Origin of the sequence: Neisseria sp. HMSC03D10 (assembly GCF_001807625.1) — a bacterium.
In the GTDB taxonomy this organism is placed as follows: Bacteria; Pseudomonadota; Gammaproteobacteria; order Burkholderiales; family Neisseriaceae; genus Neisseria; species Neisseria mucosa.
In genome coordinates this window covers 1-23,041 of record NZ_KV789506.1, presented here as the reverse complement: position 1 = coordinate 23,041, position 23,041 = coordinate 1, and the positions used below count along the sequence as shown (strand labels likewise).

Annotated in this window: 19 protein-coding genes and 1 pseudogene; 14 read left to right on the top strand and 6 right to left on the bottom strand. The window is 51.8% G+C overall.

Translation table 11 applies throughout. The features are described 5' to 3' along the window. Positions 1-219 precede the first annotated feature (219 nt). From pyrH to HMPREF3066_RS12705, 4 genes are all read right to left on the bottom strand, one after another. Complete coding sequence (gene pyrH / locus HMPREF3066_RS02635) at positions 220-939, bottom strand: UMP kinase (RefSeq protein ID WP_003741378.1); 720 nt, start codon at positions 937-939, stop codon at positions 220-222. 432 nt (positions 940-1,371) lie between these two features. Next, positions 1,372-2,226, bottom strand: coding sequence for a translation elongation factor Ts (gene tsf, locus HMPREF3066_RS02630; RefSeq protein WP_003765122.1), 855 nt, complete (start codon positions 2,224-2,226; stop codon positions 1,372-1,374). A 123-nt stretch (positions 2,227-2,349) separates the two neighbouring features. After that, on the bottom strand, positions 2,350-3,078 hold the full coding sequence (rpsB, locus tag HMPREF3066_RS02625; RefSeq protein WP_003759405.1) for a 30S ribosomal protein S2: 729 nt from the start codon (positions 3,076-3,078) through the stop codon (positions 2,350-2,352). A 245-nt stretch (positions 3,079-3,323) separates the two neighbouring features. Continuing rightward, positions 3,324-3,494, bottom strand: a complete 171-nt coding sequence (locus tag HMPREF3066_RS12705) for a hypothetical protein (protein ID WP_141743166.1) — start codon at positions 3,492-3,494, stop codon at positions 3,324-3,326. Positions 3,495-3,571: 77 nt separating this feature from the next. On the opposite strand from HMPREF3066_RS12705, the gene HMPREF3066_RS02620 reads away from it, so the two are divergent. From HMPREF3066_RS02620 to HMPREF3066_RS02610, 3 genes are all read left to right on the top strand, one after another. After that, positions 3,572-4,162 carry a 5-formyltetrahydrofolate cyclo-ligase gene (locus HMPREF3066_RS02620; RefSeq protein WP_003765124.1) on the top strand — a complete coding sequence of 197 codons (591 nt, stop codon included), beginning with the start codon at positions 3,572-3,574 and terminating at the stop codon, positions 4,160-4,162. Positions 4,163-4,257: 95 nt separating this feature from the next. Then, complete coding sequence (locus tag HMPREF3066_RS02615) at positions 4,258-4,845, top strand: GNAT family N-acetyltransferase (RefSeq protein WP_070440253.1); 588 nt, start codon at positions 4,258-4,260, stop codon at positions 4,843-4,845. A 375-nt stretch (positions 4,846-5,220) separates the two neighbouring features. After that, complete coding sequence (locus HMPREF3066_RS02610) at positions 5,221-6,696, top strand: malate:quinone oxidoreductase (protein ID WP_049227788.1); 1,476 nt, start codon at positions 5,221-5,223, stop codon at positions 6,694-6,696. Between the two features lie 330 nt (positions 6,697-7,026). On the opposite strand, the gene amgK is transcribed toward HMPREF3066_RS02610, so the two are convergent. After that, positions 7,027-8,031, bottom strand: a complete 1,005-nt coding sequence (gene amgK / locus HMPREF3066_RS02605) for an N-acetylmuramate/N-acetylglucosamine kinase AmgK (protein ID WP_049227786.1) — start codon at positions 8,029-8,031, stop codon at positions 7,027-7,029. Between the two features lie 69 nt (positions 8,032-8,100). On the opposite strand from amgK, the gene HMPREF3066_RS02600 reads away from it, so the two are divergent. The 5 genes from HMPREF3066_RS02600 to HMPREF3066_RS02580 all read left to right on the top strand — a co-directional run bounded on the left by HMPREF3066_RS02600 (position 8,101) and on the right by HMPREF3066_RS02580 (position 14,982). Next, complete coding sequence (locus HMPREF3066_RS02600) at positions 8,101-10,509, top strand: LPS-assembly protein LptD (protein WP_192831510.1); 2,409 nt, start codon at positions 8,101-8,103, stop codon at positions 10,507-10,509. Further along, entirely contained in the window at positions 10,506-11,492 is a 987-nt protein-coding gene (locus HMPREF3066_RS02595) for a peptidylprolyl isomerase (RefSeq protein WP_049227784.1), read from the top strand. Before HMPREF3066_RS02600 ends, HMPREF3066_RS02595 begins: the two co-directional genes overlap by 4 nt. Positions 11,493-12,475: 983 nt before the next feature. Further along, a complete protein-coding gene (locus tag HMPREF3066_RS02590) occupies positions 12,476-12,976 on the top strand; it encodes a phosphatase PAP2 family protein (protein ID WP_321178894.1) in 501 nt (166 codons plus the stop codon). Next, positions 12,976-13,926: a YheT family hydrolase gene (locus HMPREF3066_RS02585; protein WP_070440250.1), complete on the top strand. Its 951-nt coding sequence runs from the start codon at positions 12,976-12,978 to the stop codon at positions 13,924-13,926. The genes HMPREF3066_RS02590 and HMPREF3066_RS02585 overlap by 1 nt, the downstream gene beginning before the upstream one ends. A gap of 81 nt (positions 13,927-14,007) precedes the next feature. After that, positions 14,008-14,982 carry a S49 family peptidase gene (locus HMPREF3066_RS02580; protein WP_070440248.1) on the top strand — a complete coding sequence of 325 codons (975 nt, stop codon included), beginning with the start codon at positions 14,008-14,010 and terminating at the stop codon, positions 14,980-14,982. Between the two features lie 380 nt (positions 14,983-15,362). On the opposite strand, the gene dnaJ is transcribed toward HMPREF3066_RS02580, so the two are convergent. Further along, positions 15,363-16,499, bottom strand: coding sequence for a molecular chaperone DnaJ (gene dnaJ, locus HMPREF3066_RS02575; protein WP_003761069.1), 1,137 nt, complete (start codon positions 16,497-16,499; stop codon positions 15,363-15,365). Positions 16,500-16,699: 200 nt separating this feature from the next. Here dnaJ and leuS point away from each other — a divergent pair, with 200 nt between their 5' ends. The 6 genes and pseudogenes from leuS to HMPREF3066_RS02550 all read left to right on the top strand — a co-directional run bounded on the left by leuS (position 16,700) and on the right by HMPREF3066_RS02550 (position 22,970). Continuing rightward, the gene (leuS, locus tag HMPREF3066_RS02570) at positions 16,700-19,330 is read left to right on the top strand and encodes a leucine--tRNA ligase (RefSeq protein ID WP_070440255.1); all 2,631 of its coding nucleotides are present in this window, start codon (positions 16,700-16,702) and stop codon (positions 19,328-19,330) included. A 301-nt stretch (positions 19,331-19,631) separates the two neighbouring features. Continuing rightward, a complete protein-coding gene (locus HMPREF3066_RS02565) occupies positions 19,632-20,423 on the top strand; it encodes a DpnI domain-containing protein (protein ID WP_070440246.1) in 792 nt (263 codons plus the stop codon). Further along, positions 20,372-20,560 (top strand): annotated as a pseudogene (locus HMPREF3066_RS13485) (DNA adenine methylase); the annotation flags it as partial. The gene HMPREF3066_RS02565 and the pseudogene HMPREF3066_RS13485, both read left to right, overlap by 52 nt. After that, positions 20,553-21,359: a DNA-methyltransferase gene (locus HMPREF3066_RS02560; protein ID WP_070440244.1), complete on the top strand. Its 807-nt coding sequence runs from the start codon at positions 20,553-20,555 to the stop codon at positions 21,357-21,359. The pseudogene HMPREF3066_RS13485 and the gene HMPREF3066_RS02560, both read left to right, overlap by 8 nt. After that, the gene (locus tag HMPREF3066_RS02555) at positions 21,356-21,910 is read left to right on the top strand and encodes a hypothetical protein (RefSeq protein ID WP_070440242.1); all 555 of its coding nucleotides are present in this window, start codon (positions 21,356-21,358) and stop codon (positions 21,908-21,910) included. The genes HMPREF3066_RS02560 and HMPREF3066_RS02555 overlap by 4 nt, the downstream gene beginning before the upstream one ends. A 148-nt stretch (positions 21,911-22,058) precedes the next feature. After that, on the top strand, positions 22,059-22,970 hold the full coding sequence (locus HMPREF3066_RS02550; protein WP_070440240.1) for a helix-turn-helix transcriptional regulator: 912 nt from the start codon (positions 22,059-22,061) through the stop codon (positions 22,968-22,970). The last annotated feature ends 71 nt before the right edge of the window (positions 22,971-23,041 follow it).

Genomic DNA, 23,041 nt, shown 5'->3' with positions numbered 1-23,041 from the left:
GAAAGTTGCACTTCAAATGCGAATCCGCCGACTTTAGATGGATTGTGCAGGCAACGGATGCGCTACGTCGCCGCACGCAATCTTTAGATTTCCAGTAATCCGTTACCATACATAGGGGAGAGGATATTGAGAAAAAATAAGGTCGTCTGAAAACCTATTTTCGGGTTTTCAGACGACCTGTCGCTTTATCAAATCACTGCAATTATTGCCTGATGGGAATCAGCAGTGAACCAGCGTGCCTTCGTCTTCACCGGTAACGACGCGTTTGAGCGAGCCTTGTTTGGCGATGCCGAAGACGACGATGTTGAGTTTTCGTTCGCGGCAGAGGGCGAAGGCAGTCGCATCCATGACTTTGAGGTTTTTGTTCAAGGCTTCGTCAAAGGTAATGGTTTCGTAGCGTGTAGCGGACGGGTCTTTTTTCGGGTCTGCGGTATAAACGCCGTCCACATTGGTGGCTTTGAGCATGACGTCGCAGTTCATTTCGGCTCCGCGCAGGGCGGCGGCGGTGTCGGTGGTGAAGAAGGGGTTGCCCGTACCGGCGGCGAAGATGACGACTTTGCCTTCTTCGAGGTATTGGATGGCTTTGGGGCGGGCGTAGGTTTCGGCGATTTGCTGCATGGAAAGCGCGGATTGTACGCGCGCTTTGATGCCGAGGGTTTCGAAAGCATCTTTGAGGGCGAGCGCATTCATGACGGTCGCCATCATGCCCATGTAGTCGGCGGTAGCGCGGTCCATGCTGCCTGCTTGGGCGGATACGCCGCGGAAGATGTTGCCGCCGCCGACAACGATGCCGACTTGTACGCCCATTTTGACGACTTCGGCGATTTCACCGACGGTTTGGACGATGGTGTCATGGTTGATGCCGAAAGGGTCGGAACCCATCAGGGATTCGCCGGAGAGTTTCAGTAATACGCGTTTGTATTTGATTTGCTGTGTCATGGAATACCTTGCTTTCTTTAGGTGGATAGCGCTAGTTATGCAGGGCGAACTGGTCATTCGATAACGACGGTATTTTGCTCCGTAAAACGGCATATTCTGCGTTAAAAATACTCGCAAGATGTCCAATCTTGCTGCGCTTTTTGCCTTGAATCTGCCGTTTTCCGTACCAAAAACCGACTCGTTCCAAATGATCAGTTCACCCTGTGGCGCTGCTTCAATTCAGGGAAAGGACGTTTGATTTTTCAGACGACCTTTCCGGATGTTTGGCTGACAGGGTAACGCGTTTTCCGTGGGTGTATGGGTTTGGATAAATTATTATTTGTTGATTATGATGAAATATTCTATTTCCAACAGTATTCTAAACAGTGTAGCTCTCAAAAAAAAGCACCCTGATTCGTTTGGAATCTAGGTGCTTTCTTTTTCATAAGTGCCTTACACTTTAGCAGCGGCAGCAACTTCGGCTGCGTAGTCGACAACGGCTTTTTCGATGCCGTCGCCTACTTTGTAGCGGACGAAGCTGATAACTTCGGTGCCGTTTTCTTTAGCGAATTGGGCAACGGTTTGGTCAGGGTTCATCACGAATGCTTGACCGTTCAGGGTGATTTCAGCCAAGAATTTGCGGATACGGCCTTCAACCATTTTAGCGGCGATGTCGGCAGGTTTGCCGGAAGCGATGGCTTGCTCGGTGTAGATGTGGCGTTCTTTTTCGATGGTTTCGGCATCTACTTCGGCTTCGGTTACGCATTGCGGTTTGGCGGCAACGATGTGCATACCGATTTTACGCGCTACATCTTCAGAGCCTTTGAACTCAACCAATACGCCTTCGGTAGCCAATGCGCCGTGGATGTAGGCAACCAGTTGGTTGGCGGTGTCGATGACTTGGAAGCGGCGGACAGACATGTTCTCGCCCAATTTGGCGATGATGGCTTTGCGTTCTGCTTCAACCAGTTCGCTCAGTTCTTCAACGGTAGCCGGTTTTTTCTCGGCAGCGGTTTTCGCAACGAAGTTGGCGAATTCTACGAAGCCTGCGTCTTTGGCAACGAAGTCGGTTTCGCAGTTTACTTCAACCAATGCACCGACATTGCCGTTGATGGCGTAAGCCAATACGCCTTCGGCAGCGGTACGGCCGGCCAGTTTGCCGGCTTTCGCGCCGGATTTGATGCGCAGGATTTCTTCGGCTTTTTCGAAGTTGCCTTCGGCTTCAACCAAGGCTTTTTTGCATTCCATCATGCCCAGGCCGGTAGCGGCGCGCAGGTCGGCAACCATTTTTGCAGTAATTTCTGCCATTTTGAATCTCCTAGATTTTGGGGAAACACGGGGTATCCGTGTTTGGGAATGGGGTCGTCTGAAAAGGTTTTTCAGAACGGGATTTGAGAAAAGGGGCATAACGCCCCTCTTCGGTTTGCCGGATTACTCGGCAGCAGCTTCTTGGGCAGCGGCTACGGTTTCTTGCAGCGCTTGGTTTTTGCCTTCCAAAACTGCGTCGGCGATGCCGCGGCAGTACAGGCGGATGGCTTTGGCGGAGTCGTCGTTACCAGGGATAACGTATTTCACGCCATCAGGGCTGTTGTTGGTATCGACTACGGCGATAACGGGGATGCCCAGTTTTTCAGCCTCGACCAGAGTACCTTTTTGGTAGCCGGTGTCGATAACGAAAATCGCGTCAGGCAGGCCTTTCATGTTTTTGATACCGCCCAAAGAACGTTCCAGTTTTTCAACGTCGCGTTGCATTTCCAGAATTTCTTTTTTGTTGAAACCGCCTTCGGCAGCGTTTTCCAAAGCGGCGGTTTTTTCTTCCAGGCGTTTGATGGATTGCTTAACGGTTTTGTAGTTGGTCAGCATACCGCCCAACCAACGGTGATCGACGAAAGGCATACCGGCGCGGGTAGCTTCTTCGCGGATGATTTCACGCGCTTGACGTTTGGTGCCGACAAACAGCACGGTGCCTTTGTTGGCAACCAGACGGCGTACGGCTTCTTGCGCTTCTTGGAACATCGGCAGGGTTTTTTCCAGGTTGACGATGTGGATTTTATTGCGCGCACCGAAAATGTATTGTGCCATTTTCGGGTTCCAGAAACGGGTTTGGTGGCCGAAGTGAACGCCGGCTTCAATCATCTGACGCATAGTAATTTGAGACATTTTATTTCCTTGAAAGGGTTAAGAGCACACATTCAATCGCATAGAACTTGATAGGCTGCGCCTATTGTCAAGCACCCTTCGGCGAAAGTGGGCATAAGTTTTAAAAAATAGTGTGTTTCCGAAATGGAAAACTGACGGATTATAGCGGATAAGGGGTCGTCTGAAAAGGGATTTTATGCACTGCCGTCCTGTTTGCCGCCTTCTTGTCCGGCTGCGCGGCGGCTTTGTTCGAATGCTTCTTTTTCCTACTGCTTCATCAGGCGGTTGCGGCGGCGGATGGTGACGGTGAAAACGGTAAACGCAACGGGCAGGACTGCCCAAAAAACCAAATAAATCAAAGCGCGCGCAATGCTGGGCTGGGCGGCGGAATACATGACGGCGACGAAGAGGTAGCCGATAAGGACGATATGCCACATGGCGGAATCCTGTTTTGATGTTAACGGAGCGTTTATAATCGCCGTATTCTACAACAACACTCAAAAGGTCGTCTGAAATGAGGAATGAGGAAAAACACGCCCTGCGCCGAGAATTGCGCCGCGCCCGCGCGCAGATGGGGCATCAAGGGCGGCTGGCGGCGGGGCAAACGGTTAACCGCCTGCTCAAGCGTTATATCAAGAAGGGGCGGAAAATCGGCGTGTATTGGCCGATGGGCAGCGAGCTGCGGCTGGACGGCTTTGTGCGTGCGGCACAAAAACGCGGCGCCAAACTCTATCTGCCTTATATCGAACCGCGTTCGCGGCGGATGTGGTTCACGCCCTATCCTGCCGACGGGGCAAAACAAGAACGCAAACGCGGCAGGGCGAAGCTGCATGTACCGCAGTTTTCGGGACGCAAAATCCGCGTACACGGTTTATCGATATTGCTTGTCCCGATTGTCGGCATGGACCGCGAAGGCTACCGCTTAGGACAGGCTGGCGGCTATTACGATGCGACGCTTGCGGCGATGAAATACCGTTTACAGGCAAAAACCATAGGTGTAGGCTTCGCTTGCCAACTGGTTGACACACTGCCGCGCGAACCGCACGACCTGCCGCTGGACGGGTTTGTATCGGAATCGGGCGTGCTGGTGTTCAAACATCATTAATCAATAGCTTTCAGACGACCTCAAAGATGTCGCCCGTTAAGACACTATACAAAGGTCGTCTGAAAACTCAAATCTTCAAATACAAAGGAAACCCCATGGCTGATTTTTCATCTGTTCCCGTTTTGTCCTTCGACCGCGTCCGTCTCGAGCCTTTGACGGCGGCACACGAAGACGGTTTGCGCGAAGCAGTTTGCGACGGCGAAGTCTGGAAGCTGAACGTAACCAGCGCGCCCGAACCCGACCAAGTGGCGGACTACATCCGCACCGCTACGCAAACCCGCCTTGCCTTTGCCGTCATCGACGAAGACACGGGCAAAATCGTCGGTTCGACTTCGCTTTACCACATCGACCCCGCTATCCCCCGCCTCTACATCGGTTTCACATGGTACGCCCTGTCGGCACGGCGCACGCGCATCAATACCGCCTGCAAAATCATGTTGCTCGACTACGTCTTCGACACTTTAAACTGCCGCTGCGCCTGCTGGCAGACCGACAACCTCAACACCGCCTCCCAACGCGCCATCGAACGCTTGGGCGCACACCAAGACGGCATCTTGCGCTGCCACAAATTGCGGAAAGACGGCAGCGTACGCGATACGGTGGAATACAGCCTGCTACGCGAAGAATGGCCGCAGGTAAGGGTAAAACTGCTCAAAAAAGCGGCAGCTTATGACGCGTCCTGAAAAAACGTTTTCTTCTTCATTTTTTCATCAAAACACGCCCATCTTGCTGACAATCTGAAGTCTTTAAGAAGTGAATGAAATCAGGTTCAACCCCGCCAAACACCTGATAAATAAAGGTCGTCTGAATGTTTCAGACGACCTTTTCAAACCGCGTTTATGTAAATCCAAACAGAAAATCTTTGCAATTCTCAGAAAAATCCACTAAATTCTCAATAACATATTATGAACGGTTTAACATCGGTTCAAAACGTAAAACCCGCGCGCAATCTTCCACGCCAAAAACACCGCGCCAGCAGGTTTTACCGCCGAAACAGGCGTTCGTAATACAACGGATAATCATAAAGGCAGGATATGCCTGTTTCTAGGAGTACAACCATGGCTGAAGCAACAGATGTTGTCTTGGTGGGTGGAGGCATTATGAGCGCGACTTTGGGCGTTTTGCTCAAAGAACTCGAACCGTCTTGGGAAATCACCCTTATCGAACGCTTGGAAGACGTAGCGTTGGAATCGTCAAACGCTTGGAACAACGCCGGCACAGGGCATTCCGCGTTATGCGAACTCAATTACGCCCCGCTCGGCGCAGACGGCACCATCGACCCGACCCGCGCCCTCAATATTGCCGAACAATTCCACATCAGCCGCCAGTTCTGGTCATCGCTTGTCGAAGAAGGCAAAATCACCGACAACTCCTTCATCCATACCGTCCCGCATATGTCGCTGGTCATGAACACCGACCATTGCGACTACCTGCAAAAACGTTTCGACGCCTTCAAATCCCAAAAACTCTTCGAACGGATGGAATTCTCCACCGACCGCGCCAAAATCGCCGAATGGGCGCCGCTGGTCATCAACGGCCGTAAAGAAGGACAACCCGTCGCCGCCAACTACTCCGCCGAAGGTACGGACGTCGATTTCGGCAGCCTGACCCGCCAAATGGTGCAATACCTGCGCGAAAAAGGCGTCAAAACCGAGTTCAACCGCCACGTCGACGACATCAAACGCGAATCCGACGGCGCATGGGTACTCAAAACCAGCGACACCCGCAATCCCGACGGCCAGCTCACCATCCGCACCCGCTTCCTTTTCCTCGGCGCAGGCGGCGGCGCACTGACCCTGCTGCAAAAATCCGGCATCCCCGAAGGCAAAGGCTACGGCGGCTTCCCCGTTTCCGGCCTGTTCTTCCGCAACAGTAACCCCGAAACCGCCGCGCAACACAACGCCAAAGTGTACGGACAAGCCTCCGTCGGAGCGCCGCCCATGTCCGTTCCGCATCTCGACACCCGCAATGTGGACGGCAAACGCCACCTCATGTTCGGCCCTTACGCAGGCTTCCGCTCCAACTTCCTCAAACAAGGCTCGCTCATGGATTTGCCCCTGTCCATCCACTTGGACAACCTCTACCCCATGCTGCGCGCCGGTTGGGCGAATATGCCGCTGACCAAATACCTGTTGGGCGAATTGCGTAAAACCAAAGAAGAACGCTTTGCCTCCCTGCTGGAATACTACCCCGAAGCAAACCCTGACGACTGGGAACTCATCACCGCAGGACAACGCGTTCAAATCATCAAAAAAGACTCCGAAAAAGGCGGCGTCCTCCAATTCGGCACCGAAATCGTCGCCCACGCCGACGGCTCGCTTGCCGCACTCTTGGGCGCATCCCCCGGCGCATCAACCGCCGTACCCTTGATGATCAAACTCATCCACCAATGCTTCCCAAGCCGCATTTCCTCATGGGAAGGTCGTCTGAAAGAACTTGTCCCCGGCTTCGGCATCAAGCTCAACGACAACCCGCAGCTTGCCGAAGAAATCATCAGCCACAACGCCAAAGTATTGGGTATCCATCATCAATGATGGGAAAGTAAGGATGAAACAGCGTATCCTTGAGATACGCTGTTTTCATGTGTGGATAGAATGGAAATGCCCATCGTTGGCAGTGCAGCATAAAACCAATAAAGTCAGCTATACATGGCAAACCTGAACAAAAAGGCTCAGCCGTCATTCCCACCTACGCGGGAATGAAGGTACCGATGTTTTGATTGTTGCCGGATCAAGCTTAAATTGGCACAGTGGACAAACCCGAATTCACATATATAAAGAATATAAAAGGTCGTCTGAAACCCCATTTCAGGATTTTCAGACGACCTCTTTCATCCTACAGAATGGCACAAAGCCCTCTGTCTTTTAAAACGTAAACCCGGTTTCCAATTCATCGTCGCCAACCAGTTCGACCAACAGCGCATACAACGGAGCAAGCTCGGTGTAGCGGCGGGAGGTGCGGCGCAGGTAGTTGAGGAAGCGCGGGATTTCGGGGCGGTATTTGTCTTTGCCGTCGCGGTAGTACAGGCGGGCGAAGATGCCGGCGACTTTCAAATGGCGTTGTACGCCCATCCATTCAAACCAGCGGTAAAACTCGTCAAACGCGGCGGGTACGGGCAATCCGGCGGCGCGGGCTTTTTCCCAGTAACGGATGACCAAGTCCAAGACGAATTCTTCTTCCCATTCGATGAAGGCGTCACGCAGGAGGGAAACCAAGTCGTAGGAAATCGGGCCGTAGAGTGCGTCTTGGAAATCGAGTACGCCGGGGCGGCCGGTGGTGAGCATGAGGTTGCGGACGATGAAGTCGCGGTGGACGTACACCTGCGGCTGGGCAAGCAGCGGCGGCAACAGGGTGTCTACGGTTTGCTGCCAAAGCTGGCGTTGTTTGAAGTTGAGTTCGCGTCCGAGTTCTTTGGCGACGAACCATTCGGGGAACAGGTTGATTTCGCGCAGCATGATGTCGCGGTCGTACTCGGGCAATTCGCCCGCGCGGCTGGCTTTTTGCAGCTCGACCAGTTCGTCTATGGCTTCAAGCAGCAGGACTTTGTGTGCATCCGCGCCTTGCTCTTGCTGCATGGCGGTCAGGAAAGTGGTGCTGCCCAAGTCGTTGAGCACCATAAATCCCTGCGCTTCGTCCACATGCAATACTTGGGGAACGTTAAGCATATTGAAAAGTTTTTGCACTTTTAGGTAAGGAGCGACGCTCATTTTATCGGGCGGCGCGTCCATGCAGATGACGGTCTTGCCGTTGGCAAAAGCAGCGCGGAAGTAGCGTCGGAAGTCGGCATCGGCGGCGGCGAAGCTCAATTCGAAGTTTTGTTCGGGATAGACGGCGCGAAGCCAATTTTGTAATTCGGTTTGTCGTTGCATAGCGGTGTCGTGGATTTTCAGGTTAAAATAACCGCTATTCTAACTGGCAAACCGATTTAAGGGGCGATTTTGGCTCGTTTATTTTCACTCAAACCATTGGTTTTGGCGTTAAGCGTCGGCTTCGGTGCGGGAGGGGCATATGCGCAAAATGCATCTTTGCCGCAACCTGCCGATTACGAGCCGGCAAGGGCCACCCCGCCTGCGGTTCAAAGCGGGGAAAACCGTCGTCCTGCCGAGCAGGACAAATTGTCCTTGGGCGATACCTGCCTGTTTTGCCAGCATCAGGCTTCCGAAGCAAACAAGCAGCCTGAAATCAAACGCAGCGGCGAAGAACCCCTGCCGCAGGATTACACCCGCGTGATTGCGGACAAGGTTGCCGGACAGTCGAAAGTCGCCGTCCGCGCCGAAGGCGATGTCATCATCGAGCGCAATCAGGAAGTGTTGAACGCCGATTGGGCGGATTACGACCAAACCAGCGATACCGTCAGGGCGGGCGACCGCTTTACGCTGTATCAAGACGGCTCGACCGTCAGCGGCGATACTTTGGTGTACAACCTGAAAGACAATACCGGCTCGAGCGAATACGTCCGCGTCGATGCCGAAAAAGACGGCCGCCGCCTACAAAGCGTCAGCGAAAAGGCGGAAATGAAAGGCAAAGGGCTGTACAAGCTCATCAATACCAAATTCAATACCTGTTCGCCCGGCGATGCGAGTTGGTTCATCAAAGCGAAAAGCATCGAAACCGATCAGGAAACGGGCATAGGCGTGGCAAAAGACGCGTCGCTGGTGTTCGGCGGCGTTCCCGTACTTTATACGCCTTGGGCGGATTTCCCGCTCAACGGCCATCGCAAGAGCGGTCTGTTGGTGCCGACCTTGTCAACCGGTTCGGACGGTTTGGAACTCGCCCTTCCCTATTATTTCAACCTCGCCCCCAACTTGGACGCCACCTTCCGCCCCGGCATCATCAGTTCGCGCGGCGTGCAACTTGGCGGACAGGTCCGCTATCTCGAGCCGAAATTTAACGGCGTCATTGACGGCGATTGGATGCCGCACGATAAAAAACGCCATGAAAACAACCGCTATCAAATCAAGTTTGACCACAACCACCAACTGACCGACAAACTCAGCGGCGGCATCAACTTTAATCAGGTTTCAGACGACAATTACTACCGCGATTTCTACGGGCGCGAGGACATTGCCAGCAACGTCAACCTCAACCGCCAACTGTGGCTGAACTACGGCGACAATATCTGGGGCGGCTCTTTTGACGGTGCGTTAAACGTACAGAAATACCAAACCCTTGCCAACCAAAACGGTTACAAAGACGAACCCTACGCCATTATGCCGCGCCTGACCGGACGTTGGCAGAAAACCATAGGCAAGGCGAATATCAACGTATTCAGCCAGTTCACCCGTTTCGTACACGACAGCAAACAAGACGGCAGCCGTACCGTGCTGTATCCCAGCGTCCGCTGGGATTTCAACAACCAATGGGGCTATATCCGTCCGAAAATCGGCGTACACGCGACTTATTACGACTTAGGCTCGTTCGGCAACCAACCCGGCCGCCGCGTCAGCCGCGTATTGCCGATATTCAACGTCGATACCGGCATGACCTTCGAGCGCAACGCCAATTTGTTCGGCAACGCCTATCTGCAAACCCTCGAACCGCGCCTGTTCTACAACTACATCCCGACCAAGTCGCAAAACGACTTACCCAATTTCGACACCTCGGAAAACAGCTTCTCTTATAACCAGCTTTTCCGTGAGAACTTATACGTCGGCAACGACCGCATCAACTCCGCCAACAGCCTGACCGCCGCCGCGCAAACCCGCTTCCTCGACCCGAACAACGGTGCCGAACTGTTCCGCGCCGGTATCGGACAGAAGTTTTATTTCAAAAACGACAAGGTGTTGCTGGACGGCAACGTCAGCCGCTACGAACGCAGCCAATCCGACTGGGTCGGCTTCGCACACGGCAAACTGAGTGACAGCTTTCATGTAGGTTTCGATCTGCACTACAACCAAAATCAAAGCCGTGCCGAAAGCTATGCCGCGACCGTCCGCTACAATCCCGAGCCGGGCAAAGTGTTGAGCGCGCGTTACAAATACGGGCGCAACGAACGCATTTACCTGCAATCCGACGGCAACTATTTCTACGATAAAATCCGCCAAGTCGATTTGGCGGCACAATGGCCTATCCGTAAAAACCTTTACGCAGTTGCACGTTACAACTACGAAATTCAAGCCAAGAAACCTCTTGAAATGCTGGTAGGAGCTGAATATAAAAGCAACTGCGGCTGCTGGAGCGCAAGCATTGTCGGACAACGCTACGTGACCGGCGAAAACAGCCGCAAAAACGCCGTATTCTTCAATCTCCAACTCAAAGACCTGAGCAATCTCAGCAACAATCCATTTGAAAAACTGCGCTTGGCCATTCCCGGCTACAGCAAAACCAACGAGGTAGTTACCCCATGAACGTCAAACCCCTGATTCTTGCCGCCGCACTCGGTCTGGCATTGAACGCACACGCAGCCCCTAAGGCCAAAACAGTAAAAAAATCCGTCAAACCCGTCGCTGTTCAGACGACCGATACCGAAACCCGTTCTGACGGCGTACATCTGAGCGACGGCATTGCCGCCATCGCCGACAACGAAGTGATTACCCGCCGCCAACTGGCGCAGGCAGTCGAACGGGCGCGCCGAACCATCCCTAAAGGCACACAAATCGGCGATAACGAATTGCGCGAACAAGTTCTGGCGCAACTCATCAACCAATCCCTGATTATCCAAGCGGGCAAACGAAAGAATATTCAAGCAGATAACGCAGAAATCGAGGCGGTCATTGCCGCCAATCCTTCACTGAAAAACCCGTCTGCCTCTATCCGCCGTGAAATTGCGGACAGCATCATTGCAGAAAAAGTGCGCCAACAGGCAGTCATGCAGCACAGCCGCGTCAGCGATGCCGAAGTTGCACGCGCCATCGAACAGGCGAAACAGCAAGGCATCGCCCTACCCGAAGGCGAGCCGCTGCGCCAATACAATGCGCAACACATTCTGATTAAGGCCGACAACGAAAACGCTGCGGTCGGCGCGGAAAGCACCATCCGCAAAATCTACGCACAAGCCCGCAGCGGCGCAGACTTCGCCGGTTTGGCGCGCCAATATTCGCAAGACGGCAGCGCGAGCAGCGGCGGTAATTTAGGCTGGTTCGCCGACGGCATGATGGTTCCGCCGTTTGAAGAAGCCGTCCACAAACTCAAACCCGGCCAAGTCAGCCCACCCGTACGCACACAATTCGGCTGGCACATCATTAAGCTGAACGATGTCCGTGACGCCGGCACGCCCGAAGAGCGCCAACGCAACGCCGTACGCCAATATCTGTCGCGCAAAAAAGCCGAACAGGCGGAAATCAACCTGCTGCGCGAACTGCATGAAGGTGCGCACATCGACATACGCTAAGGCGGATGCAGACGTCGTCTGAAAGTTTTTCAGACGACGTTTTGTTTTGCAGTAAGCGGCATCCATCCGAAATCAAGCCGACCCTAATAATATAGCGAGAGAAAGAAAAAACCGTTTTCGTCGTTACCGTCGCATCCAATCAAATATGAATGATGTTTAAAAAGGTTGTCTGAAACCTCGAAATTCAGATTTTCAGACGACATCGTCCTGAATCTATTCCGTTTGCCGGAATAGGCGGCTGCTTGAATATGAGCCTTTTCAGAATCAATAGATTATCTTCACTCAACCGTTTTTTCTTCGGCAGACAAGGGGCGGGAAACCGTAGTGCAGGTTCCGTCCTCGAAATAGATAAGGCATCATCATTTCGTAGGGCGGGTGGCAGGTTTGACAGGTACTAGGTTCGGTTTATCCCACGCAGACTTCAAATTGATAAAAAAGGTCGTCTGAAAAGCAAAATGTTTTTCAGACGACCTTTTGCGGGACGGCATACGGACGGACTACCAGTCCGATCCGCCTGCCCACAGTATGCCGATGGCGGCGACGGATGCCAGGCCGACAGCCACAATCGCCTCTAAAAACAATACTGACACAGACATAATAACCTCCGAATGTTTAATGAAATTATTATCGGAACCATCCGCCTGCCCTGGCGGGAAACGATACGGATGCCGTTTGGTTTGTACGGTCAGAATAACACTCTCTCGCGGTATCCTTATTCGGTTTACCTGATTTTCCAGAGAGGAAAAAGCAATAATTATCAAAAATTAATGCCAAAGACTATCAGTTCGTCCTTCTTGATTGCGAACGCGGTTTGTTTGTCGGATATTTGATTCAAACCTGATTTTTTTCACTGATTTATGCCTGATTTTTTTCTTTTTTTCCGCCGTTTTGTACAAACTGCCATTGTGGTATTTTTGCCTCTTTCTGTTTATATCGGTGCCTATCTGGCAAATGGCGGGAGTTTTGCATTCGAACGTCCGTTGATGTTTGTCATTCACGAACAGACAGGACAATGGTTTTTTCCAATTGCGCTATTGCTTCATTATTTGGGTAAAACCGCCGTCGCCGTACCGCTGGTCTGTTTGGCGGCGGTATGCCTGTGGAGGTTTGGCAAACTGCGGGCAGCGGTATTCGTGCCTTTGGCGGCATTGTTGCCGACTTTGAATATGCTTTGGATAAAGGCATGGATACAGCGTCCGCGCCCGTTGCTTTGGCCTCGCGCCGTCGAAGAGGTCAATTTTTCGTTTCCAAGCGGACATAGTACGTTTTCCGCCGCAGTCGCAGTGATGCTGATTCTATTGTGTTATCGGACTGCATACCTCCGTACCGCTTTTGCCGTCGGCATCTTGTTTGCCTTGTTGACGGGATTTTCACGGGTTTATTTGGGCGTACATTATCCGACGGATGTTTGGGCGGGATGGACGAATGGGATGCTGACGGCACTATTGGTTTATTATGTTGTTTTCAAAAAGGATTTCGAATAATGGAAACCTTATGCCCGAATACGCCCTTATGGCTGCGCAACGGTCATGCGGACACAATATTTGCCAAATTCATTCAACGCCCCGCCCCTGCCTACCGCCGCGAGCTGCTGCCGGACAGTACGGGACGTACTTTGGTTGCCTGTGATTTTGCCGATGCCGCCGATCCCGATGCGCCTTTAGTAGTTTTGTTTCACGGATTGGAGGGCAGCAGCCGCAGCCATTACGCCGTTGAGTTGATGCGAGCGGTCATTGAAAAAGGCTGGAACGGCGTGGTGGTGCATTTCCGCAGTTGCGGCGGCGTAGAGAATACCGCGCCTGTGTTTTATCATTTGGGCGATACGCGGGAAATCGGCTTTATGCTGGAAATGCTTTCGGAACGCTACCGCAGGATTTATGTGGCGGGCGTGTCTTTGGGCGGCAATGCGCTGGCAAAATATTTGGGCGAATACGGCAGTCTGGGCATGGCTGCTGTCCCTTACGCCGCTGCCGCCGTCTCTGCGCCGGTGGATGCGGCAGCGGCAGGCACTCGCTTTGATAAGGGAATGTCAAAACTGCTCTATACCCGCTATTTTTTAAAATCTTTATTGCCCAAAGCCGCCGCAACAGGTTTTCAGACGACCTTGTTGAAAGAATGCAAAACGCTGGGGGATTTTGACGACAGGTTTACCGCGCCGCTGCACGGTTTCGCCGACCGGCATGATTATTACCGCCGCGCTTCGTGCAAGCCTTGGCTGAAAACCGTGCGTACGCCGCTTTTGCTGCTCAACGCCGTCAACGACCCGTTTCTGCCGCCGAAAGCCTTGCCGACGGTAGAAGAGGTTTCGTCCGCCGTTACGCTGCTGCAACCCCAATACGGCGGACACGCTGCGTTCGTCAGCCGCGACAAAGGTCGTCTGAACCTGCAATGGCTGCCGCAAACCCTGCTGGCGTATTTTGAGGCATTCGAGTAAACGGAAGGTTTTTCAGCCGGAAGTTTCGTTATAAAATGCCCCGAACCTGATTTAGGATTTATTTAGAAACAAAGGAAAATTATGCAAGAAACCAACGGATACCCCGATAAACGTCCGGACGGCCCGGAAGGCCGCTGGGAACGGGACGTGTTGCGCGACGTACTGCTTGCCGCCTATAAAGAGCAGCGGCGCGCCCGTTTTTGGCGCAACTTCTGGCGGATTATCGGCGTCCTGCTGATTGCCGCATTATGGTTCGGTTCGGACGACGGCACGGCCGGACAAGGGCTGGCCACAGGTAAAGAGCATACGGCAGTCATCACATTGGAAGGCGAAATAGGCGGCGGCATGGACGATCAGGTCAAAATGCTGCGCGACAGCATGGAGGCGGCCTACAACAATCCGAATGCAAAAGGCATCGTCATCCGCGCCAACAGCCCCGGCGGTTCGCCCGTTATCTCCAATACTGCTTTTAACGAGATACGTCGTCTGAAAGGCGAACATAAAGACATCCCCGTCTATGTCGTCGCCGAAGATATGTGCGCCTCCGGCTGCTACTACATCGCTGCCGCCGCGGACAAAATCTACGCCGACCCCTCCAGCATCGTCGGCAGTATCGGCGTGATCGGCGGCGGTTTCGATGTAACCGGCCTGATGGACAAGCTGGGTATCAAACGTCGTCTGAAAACCGCAGGCAGCAACAAAGGCATGGGTGATCCGTTTACCCCTGAAACGCCTGAGCAGGCGAAAATCTGGGAAAGTATGCTGTCAGACACCCATCAAGAATTCATCAAGGCCGTCAAACTCGGACGCGGTGAAAAATTGAAAGACAAAGAATACCCCGACGTATTCAGCGGCCGCGTCTATACCGGCCTTGAAGCCAAAAAAGTCGGACTTATTGACGACTTCGGCAGCGTGTACAGCATCGCCCGCGATGTCGTCAAAGCCCCCGAACTGGTCAGCTACACGCCCGAAGACGATTTCAGTAAACTCTTAAGCCGCCGCTTTGGCGCACAAGTCAAGGCTGAGGTGGAAAACACACTGTCGAAAATGTGGTAAGGCAATACAAACAAAACGTCGTCTGAAAAGCTTTCAGACGACGTTTTGTTTTGGAAGATATTGATTCTGCGGAAAATGAAGAGAGGAATATCGTAATAGCGGTAAGCGGGTATTTACATCCGTTTAGAACCGAATGATTTAGCGTGGGCTTTGCCCACGGAAGAGCTGCCCGAATATCGCGTAGCAGATCAACTTTAAACCGGTATCATGTTGTCTCGTCGTAGTCAAAGAACAATTCCCAAAGGTAACTATGCATCAAGTGTATCGGTTGCAAATTATCCGTTCTATTTTTGGCTTTCTTTTAAACAGGTTGAAGAAAGGTCGTCTGAAAGCCGACGATATCAGCTTTCAGACGACCTTTTACTGTTTTCAAATCCGAATCAGTCAAACAGTTCGCCTACTTTGTCCCAGAACGATTTTTTGCGCGGGGTTTGGCTGCGGTCGAGGCCGGTGGAGATTTTTTCGAACTCTTCCAGCAACTCTTTCTGGCGGTCGGTCAGGTTGACCGGCGTTTCCACCACAACGTGGCAGTACAAATCGCCCGTCGCGCTGGAGCGCAGGGATTTGATGCCTTTGCCTTTGACGCGCATACGGCGGCCGGTTTGCGTTTCTTTCGGGATGTTCAGTTTGACTTTGCCGTCCAAGGTCGGGACTTCGACTTCGCCACCCAAGGCTGCGACAGCGAAGCTGATGGGCAGCTCGCAATGTAAATCCAAGCCGTTGCGCTCGAAGATTTTGTGTTCTTTGACGCGGACGTTGACGTACAAATCGCCTGCGGGCGCGCCGTGCGTACCCGGTTCGCCTTCGCCGCTCAAGCGGATGCGTTGGCCGTCATCGATGCCGGCGGGAATATTGACCTCAACGGTTTTGCTGGTTTTGGTGCGGCCTTCGCCACGACATTTGACGCACGGGTCTTTGATTTCCTTGCCTGTGCCGTGGCAGGTCGGACAAGTCTGCTGCATTTGGAAAATGGCTTGGCGGACGTGTACCGTACCGGAACCGTGACAGGTCGAACAAGTTGATGCGGACGTACCGGGTTTTGCACCACTGCCGTGGCAGACATCGCATTCTTCGTAGGTTGGTATATTGATGCGTTTTTTGATGCCTTTGGCGGCATCTTCCAACGTGATTTCCACGCCGACCTGCAAATCCGCGCCTTGATAGTTTTGCTGACGGCCGCCGCCCCCGCCACCGCCGAACATTTGGCTGAAGATGTCGGAAAAGTCGAAGCCCTGCGCGCCGCCGAATCCGCCAAAACCGCCGAATCCGCCCGCGCCGCCGCCCATGCCCTGTTCGAACGCGGCATGGCCGTATTGGTCGTACATGGCGCGTTTTTCTTTGTCGGACAAGGTGTCGTAGGCTTTTTGAACTTCTTTAAATTTTTCTTCCGCTTCTTTGTCGCCGGGATTGCGGTCGGGGTGGTATTTCATCGCCAGCTTGCGGTAGGCTTTTTTGATTTCGTCGTCGCTCGCACCGCGCGCCACGCCGAGTGTTGCATAAAAATCTTGGTTGCTCATGATAGTGATGGTTGTTGATATGTGTAAAAACTAGACCGGATATATGGGTGGGGTGGGGAAAACTCAAGTGTCTGAATGTGAGGTCGTCTGAAAAATACCGTTCTGTTTTCAGACGACCTTTGTCAAACCGACCTAACGACAACCTGCTATAATCCATCCTTTATTTTTCCTAACGTTTTCAAGCGAAAAACAGAATGACCATGCAAGAACATTACCAGCCCGCCGCCATCGAGCCTGCGGCGCAGAAAAAATGGGACGACGCCCGTATTTTCAACGTCTCCGAAGACGCTTCCAAACCCAAATACTACTGCCTCTCCATGTTCCCCTACCCCAGCGGCAAGCTGCATATGGGGCATGTGCGCAACTACACCATCGGCGACGTATTGAGCCGCTTCAAACGCTTAAACGGCTTCAACGTCATGCAGCCTATGGGTTGGGACGCGTTCGGTATGCCGGCGGAAAACGCGGCGATGAAAAACAACGTCGCCCCCGCCGCTTGGACGTACGACAACATCGAATACATGAAAACCCAGCTCAAAAGCCTGGGTTTTGCGATTGACTGGGAGCGCGAAGTCGCCACCTGCAAACCCGAATACTACCGCTGGGAACAATGGCTGTTTACCAAGCTGTTTGAAAAAGGCATCGTCTATCGCAAAAACGGCACGGTAAACTGGGATCCTGTCGACCAAACCGTCCTTGCCAACGAGCAGGTCATCGACGGACGCGGCTGGCGTTCGGGCGCGTTGATCGAAAAACGCGAAATCCCGATGTATTACTTCAAAATCACGGATTACGCCGAAGAGCTGCTCAACGATTTGGACAAGCTGGAACACTGGCCGGAACAAGTCAAAACCATGCAGCGCAACTGGATTGGCAAATCTCGCGGTATGACCGTGCGTTTCGCCGTTTCAGACGACAGCAAACAAGGTTTGGAAGGCGATTACGCGAACTTCCTGCAAGTTTATACCACCCGTCCCGACACGCTGATGGGCGCGACTTATGTTGCCGTTGCCGCCGAGCATCCGCTGGCAACCGCCGCAGCCGCCGACAAACCCGAATTGCAGGCATTTATCGCCGAATGCAAAGCCGGCTCGGTTGCCGAAGCCGATATGGCGACGATGGAGAAAAAAGGCGTGCCGACCGGCCGCTACGTCGTCAACCCGCTCAACGGCGACAAGCTGGAAGTGTGGATTGCCAACTATGTATTGTGGGGCTACGGCGATGGCGCAGTGATGGCGGTTCCAGCGCACGACGAACGCGATTTCGAGTTCGCCACCAAATACAGCCTGCCGAAAAAACAGGTCATTGCCGTCGGCGACAACGCATTTGACGAAAACCAATGGCAAGAGTGGTACGGCGACAAAGAAAACGACGTCTTGGTCAACAGCGGCGACCTGGACGGCATGAATTTTCAGACGGCCTTCGACGCCATCGCCGCCAAGCTGCAAAGCCAAGACGCGGGGGAACCGAAAACCCAATACCGCCTGCGCGACTGGGGTATTTCACGCCAACGCTATTGGGGCTGCCCGATTCCCATCGTCCATTGCGAAAAATGCGGCGACGTCCCCGTCCCAGCCGACCAACTGCCCGTCGTTTTGCCTGAAAACGTCGTACCCGACGGCATGGGTTCGCCTTTGGCAAAAATGCCCGAGTTTTACGAAACCACCTGCCCATGCTGCGGCGGCGCGGCGAAACGCGAAACCGACACCATGGACACCTTCATGGAATCGAGCTGGTATTTCTTCCGCTACATGTCGCCCAAGTTCGCAGAAGGCATGGTATCGACTGAAGCCGCGAAATACTGGGGCGCGGTCGACCAATACATCGGCGGCATCGAACACGCGATTCTGCACCTCTTGTACGCGCGCTTCTTCACCAAACTGATGCGCGACGAAGGCTTGGTCAGCGTGGACGAACCATTTGAACGCCTGCTCACGCAAGGCATGGTCGTTTGCGAAACCTACTACCGCGAAAATGCCAACGGCAGCAAAGACTGGATCAACCCCGCCGATGTCGAGCTGACTTTCGACGACAAAGGCCGCCCCGTTTCCGCCGTCCTCAAAGCCGACGGACTGCCCGTCGTCATCAGCGGCACGGAAAAAATGTCCAAATCCAAAAACAACGGCGTCGATCCGCAAGAACTGATTAACGCCTACGGCGCGGATACCGCCCGCCTGTTCATGATGTTCGCCGCACCGCCCGAACAGTCCCTCGAATGGAGCGACAGCGGCGTCGAAGGCGCGCACCGCTTCCTGCGCCGCCTGTGGCGTACCGTTTACGAATACCTGAAACAAGGCGGCACAGTCAAAGCGTTTGCAGGCAGCCAAGACGGTTTGTCTAAAGAACTCAAAGACCTGCGCCACAAACTGCACGCCACCACCGCCAAAGTCAGCGACGACTACGGCCGCCGCCAGCAGTTCAACACCGCCATCGCCGCCGTGATGGAACTGCTCAACCAATACGACAAAACCGACACCGGCGGCGAACAAGGCCGCGCCGTCGCCCAAGAAGTATTGGAAACCGCCGTACGCCTGTTGTGGCCGATTGTGCCGCACATCTGCGAAACCCTGTGGAGCGAATTGAACGGCGCGAAACTGTGGGAAGCAGGCTGGCCGACCGTCGATGAAGCCGCCTTGGTCAAATCCGAAATCGAAGTCATGGTTCAAGTCAACGGCAAACTGCGCGGCAAAATCACCGTCGCCGCCGATGCCTCCAAAGCCGACCTCGAAGCCGCCGCCCTCGCCACCGAAGGCGCGGTGAAATTCATGGAAGGCAAACCTGCCAAGAAAATCATCGTCGTACCAGGCAGACTGGTGAACATCGTAGTGTAAAGCCGATCGGCATTGACTGCTGCAATTAAGAAAGGTCGTCTGAAAGCCTGCATACAGGTTTCAGACGACCTTTTTAAGGTAGATTGGGTTGTCTGCATTACAGACCTCAAATATAGTGCATTATAGTGGATTAACCTTAAACCAGTACGGCGTTGCCTCGCCTTAGCTCAAAGAGAACGATTCTCTAAGGTACTGAAGCACCAAGTGAATCGGTTCCGTACTATCTGTACTGTCTGCGGCTTCGTCGCCTTGTCCTAATTTAAATTTAATCCACTATAACTTAAATCTCAAAATCCAAAACATGAATTTATTTTTCGATACCGAATTGGGAAAGCAACAAAATAAAGCAACCCACAAAATCCGTGTAATGAGCGAGGCTTGGCTAGAAAAAAACGGCTACTGCCCCTGTTGCGGAAGCAAGCCGATGCAGAGATTTACCAATAACAAACCTGTTGCAGACCTCTTTTGTCCAAACTGTCTCGAGCAATATGAATTAAAGAGTAAAAATCAAAAAACTATAGGTAACAGCGTGCCTGACGGCGCATATCACACCATGTTGGAGCGCATCCAGTCAGATACCAACCCCAACTTTTTCTTTCTTGCATATAAAAAAGCGGATTATTCCATACAGCAATTGGTGCTCGTACCTAAACATTTCATAACACCGGACATGATTATTCCCAGAAATAAAGGCATTAAAAACCGACCACACCACATCATGTGCTCCATTAATCTTGTACCTTTACCTGAAAGCGGCAAAATATTCTTAATAGACAATTCTCGCATTATCGAACCCGAAATTGTTCTGAAAAAATGGCAATCCAATCTATTTTTACGCAACCAAAATGCGGAGCGCAAAGGCTGGCTTTTAGCTATTATGAAATGTATCGACCAACTCCCCAAAGAATTCACATTGTCGCAAATGTATGAATTTGAAAACAAACTATCTATCCAATTTCCCCAAAACAACCATATCAAAGACAAAATCCGCCAACAGTTGCAAATTTTGCGTGATCAAAATATGATCGAATTCATTGGTCGCGGACTTTACAAAAAAATCAACAAATTGCACCCAACTCCCAAGGCGTTTTGATTTCAAATCATGATACTGAATTCACAAGGGATATTTATTCTTCTGCCATTCTGAAAACAGTTGAAGTTCAGCGCAATATTGCCGCAAAGGGTAGCAGCCGTAAGAAGGTTGGGGAATTGCTGGCAATTTATGAGTGATTTCGACAAACTGGCTGAAGAAGCCGCTATTTATCAAAACCGTTTGAAAAAAATCGTTTCAGACGACCTTGTCCTCTACAACGAAAATTCCCTTAACGTCATGCGGAAGATATTGGAAAAACATCCAAACGGCTGTTTTGATATGATTTTCGCAGACCCACCTTATTTTCTTTCCAATAACGGCTTCAGTTGTCAAAACGGACAAATGGTTTCCGTCAATAAGGGCAACTGGGATAAATCCAAAGGAATGGCGGCAGATTTGGAATTCTACGAAGAATGGCTCCGACTGTGTTACGCCTTATTAAAACCAAACGGCACAATTTGGGTTTGCGGCACATTCCATAATATCTATTTAATCGGCTACCTGATGCAAACCATCGGATACCATATTTTGAACAATATTACTTGGGAAAAACCCAATCCTCCCCCTAATTTGTCCTGTCGTTTCTTTACCCATTCAACAGAAACCATCTTATGGGCAAAGAAAAATAAAAAAGCCAAACACACGTTTCATTATGAAACTATGAAAACACAAAATGACGGCAAACAAATGAAATGTGTTTGGACATTCCCCCCTCCAAATAAAGCCGAAAAAACATTCGGCAAACATCCGACACAAAAACCACTCGCCTTGCTTGAACGCTGCATACCCTCAGCCTCAAACATCGGAGATTTAATTTTTGACCTTTTCATGGGCAGAGGGACAACAGGAGTCGCCGCCTTAAAACATGGTCGAAAATTTTGCGGTTGCGAACTAGAAGGAGATTTTTTTGAATTAGCAAAAAAGGTTAGAAAATGATTATTGGTGGAATCGGCGGTGCAAAAACACAAACAGGACTCAGATTTGAAGAACGCACAGACTTACGACAGCTGTTTGAAGAAATTCCTGGGTACGACTTAAGAAAAACAGATGATAATGCCGGTTATGAAGTTTGGTTTAATGGAGAATTGAAGGCTTATTGTTTTAAAAAATATGAGTTTTACCGATTTTTGAAAAGACCGGAATACAATATTAATTGGAAAGACCATCTGTCTAAAAGATTACTACCCGACAATGGGTTATTTATCATCATCCGTGATACCTTATTTATTATTGAAATCAAATTCCAACAAACCCCTAGTTCAGTAGATGAGAAATTACAAACTTGCGACTTTAAGAGAAAACAATATACAAAATTGGTTCACTCTTTAGGTTGGCGGGTTGAATATGTATATGTTTTAAATGAATGGTATAACAGACCAGAGTATAGGGATGTTTTAGATTATATTATCTGTGTTAACTGTCATTACCAATTTAATACGATTCCCTTAAGGTGGTTTGGACTGCCTGACGGTGAAATTAATGAATAAATACCATATTTAAAACACAGCCGTTCAAGGTCGTCTGAATATCATTTCAGACGACCTTGAACCAATCCCCGCCGTTTTCCGTCTTTCTGCCATTGTGATAAAGTAGCCCGACCTTTTTTCAAAATATGCGGATTCTGCCACACAGCCTATGGAAACATCCTGTCTTAACAGCCAACAGCTCGTCAACATGGTCCAACAGGGCGAGGGGGGCGACTATTTGGACGGTAGCTACCGTTTTGAAACCTTGTGCAGCGGCATTTCCCTGCACGGTGGCAGCCTGACCGCGCGCAAAACGTTTCAAAGCACGCGCCTGTCGGAGCCTTACATCGCGTTTGTCCTGCTGCTCGAAGGCAGTTTGGATTTCGGCATCAATCGCGAACGTTACCGTATTGAGGCTGAAGGTGGACATGTCCTATTGATTGCGTGCGACGAGGAAATCTTGTTCAGCCGTTATTTGTACGAAGGCGGGCATACGGCGAAACTGACGCTCAAGGGGATAGACCGCTGGCTGGCTCGCCCGCAATATGCGGGTTTGCTGCAGGCGGTTTATCGGGAAAAAGTCAGACATTGGCCGCTGGACAGTAGTTTGCGCCGCCTTGCTTTAAGCAGCTTGAAGGGGGCGGAGCACGGCGGATTGGCGGACGACTTACAGCGTGAAGCGGACGTGTTGCAACTTTTGGCTGGACTATGGACGGATTTTCTCAACCGCTATCCCTATACCGAAACCGCCGCCGAACCGCCTCATCCTTCGGAAAGTTTCATCCGTCTGCTCAACCAGGCATTCGATGCGGGTGCACACCAAGTATCTGCACTTGCCGACGCGCTGTATATCAGCGAGCGGACGCTGCAACGCCGCCTGAAAGAATCGTTCGGTACGACGGCGAGCGAGTGGCTGCGGCACAAGCATATGCAATATGCGCTGTATGCTTTGGGTACGGACAGCGTCAGCATAGGCGAAACAGCCTACCGTTGCGGCTACGCCCATGTTTCAAGCTTTACCAAGGCATTTCGCGAATATTTCGGCTGCACGCCGGCGGAGTTGAGAAAACGAGGCGAGTAATAGGGTAAATAGTGAGGGGTCGTCTGAAAACCCGAAATGCGGTTTGAACTGCACCCCAAAAGTTGGACATC

Bases quoted from the DNA above. Each gene is read 5' to 3' on its own strand.
- pyrH (WP_003741378.1), bottom strand. From the start codon at position 939: ATGACACAGCAAATCAAATACAAACGCGTATTACTGAAACTCTCCGGC.
- tsf (WP_003765122.1), bottom strand. From the start codon at position 2,226: ATGGCAGAAATTACTGCAAAAATGGTTGCCGACCTGCGCGCCGCTACC.
- rpsB (WP_003759405.1), bottom strand. From the start codon at position 3,078: ATGTCTCAAATTACTATGCGTCAGATGATTGAAGCCGGCGTTCACTTC.
- HMPREF3066_RS12705 (WP_141743166.1), bottom strand. From the start codon at position 3,494: ATGTGGCATATCGTCCTTATCGGCTACCTCTTCGTCGCCGTCATGTAT.
- HMPREF3066_RS02620 (WP_003765124.1), top strand. From the start codon at position 3,572: ATGAGGAATGAGGAAAAACACGCCCTGCGCCGAGAATTGCGCCGCGCC.
- HMPREF3066_RS02615 (WP_070440253.1), top strand. From the start codon at position 4,258: ATGGCTGATTTTTCATCTGTTCCCGTTTTGTCCTTCGACCGCGTCCGT.
- HMPREF3066_RS02610 (WP_049227788.1), top strand. From the start codon at position 5,221: ATGGCTGAAGCAACAGATGTTGTCTTGGTGGGTGGAGGCATTATGAGC.
- amgK (WP_049227786.1), bottom strand. From the start codon at position 8,031: ATGCAACGACAAACCGAATTACAAAATTGGCTTCGCGCCGTCTATCCC.
- HMPREF3066_RS02595 (WP_049227784.1), top strand. From the start codon at position 10,506: ATGAACGTCAAACCCCTGATTCTTGCCGCCGCACTCGGTCTGGCATTG.
- HMPREF3066_RS02590 (WP_321178894.1), top strand. From the start codon at position 12,476: ATGTTTGTCATTCACGAACAGACAGGACAATGGTTTTTTCCAATTGCG.
- HMPREF3066_RS02585 (WP_070440250.1), top strand. From the start codon at position 12,976: ATGGAAACCTTATGCCCGAATACGCCCTTATGGCTGCGCAACGGTCAT.
- HMPREF3066_RS02580 (WP_070440248.1), top strand. From the start codon at position 14,008: ATGCAAGAAACCAACGGATACCCCGATAAACGTCCGGACGGCCCGGAA.
- dnaJ (WP_003761069.1), bottom strand. From the start codon at position 16,499: ATGAGCAACCAAGATTTTTATGCAACACTCGGCGTGGCGCGCGGTGCG.
- leuS (WP_070440255.1), top strand. From the start codon at position 16,700: ATGCAAGAACATTACCAGCCCGCCGCCATCGAGCCTGCGGCGCAGAAA.
- HMPREF3066_RS02565 (WP_070440246.1), top strand. From the start codon at position 19,632: ATGAATTTATTTTTCGATACCGAATTGGGAAAGCAACAAAATAAAGCA.
- HMPREF3066_RS02560 (WP_070440244.1), top strand. From the start codon at position 20,553: ATGAGTGATTTCGACAAACTGGCTGAAGAAGCCGCTATTTATCAAAAC.
- HMPREF3066_RS02555 (WP_070440242.1), top strand. From the start codon at position 21,356: ATGATTATTGGTGGAATCGGCGGTGCAAAAACACAAACAGGACTCAGA.
- HMPREF3066_RS02550 (WP_070440240.1), top strand. From the start codon at position 22,059: ATGGAAACATCCTGTCTTAACAGCCAACAGCTCGTCAACATGGTCCAA.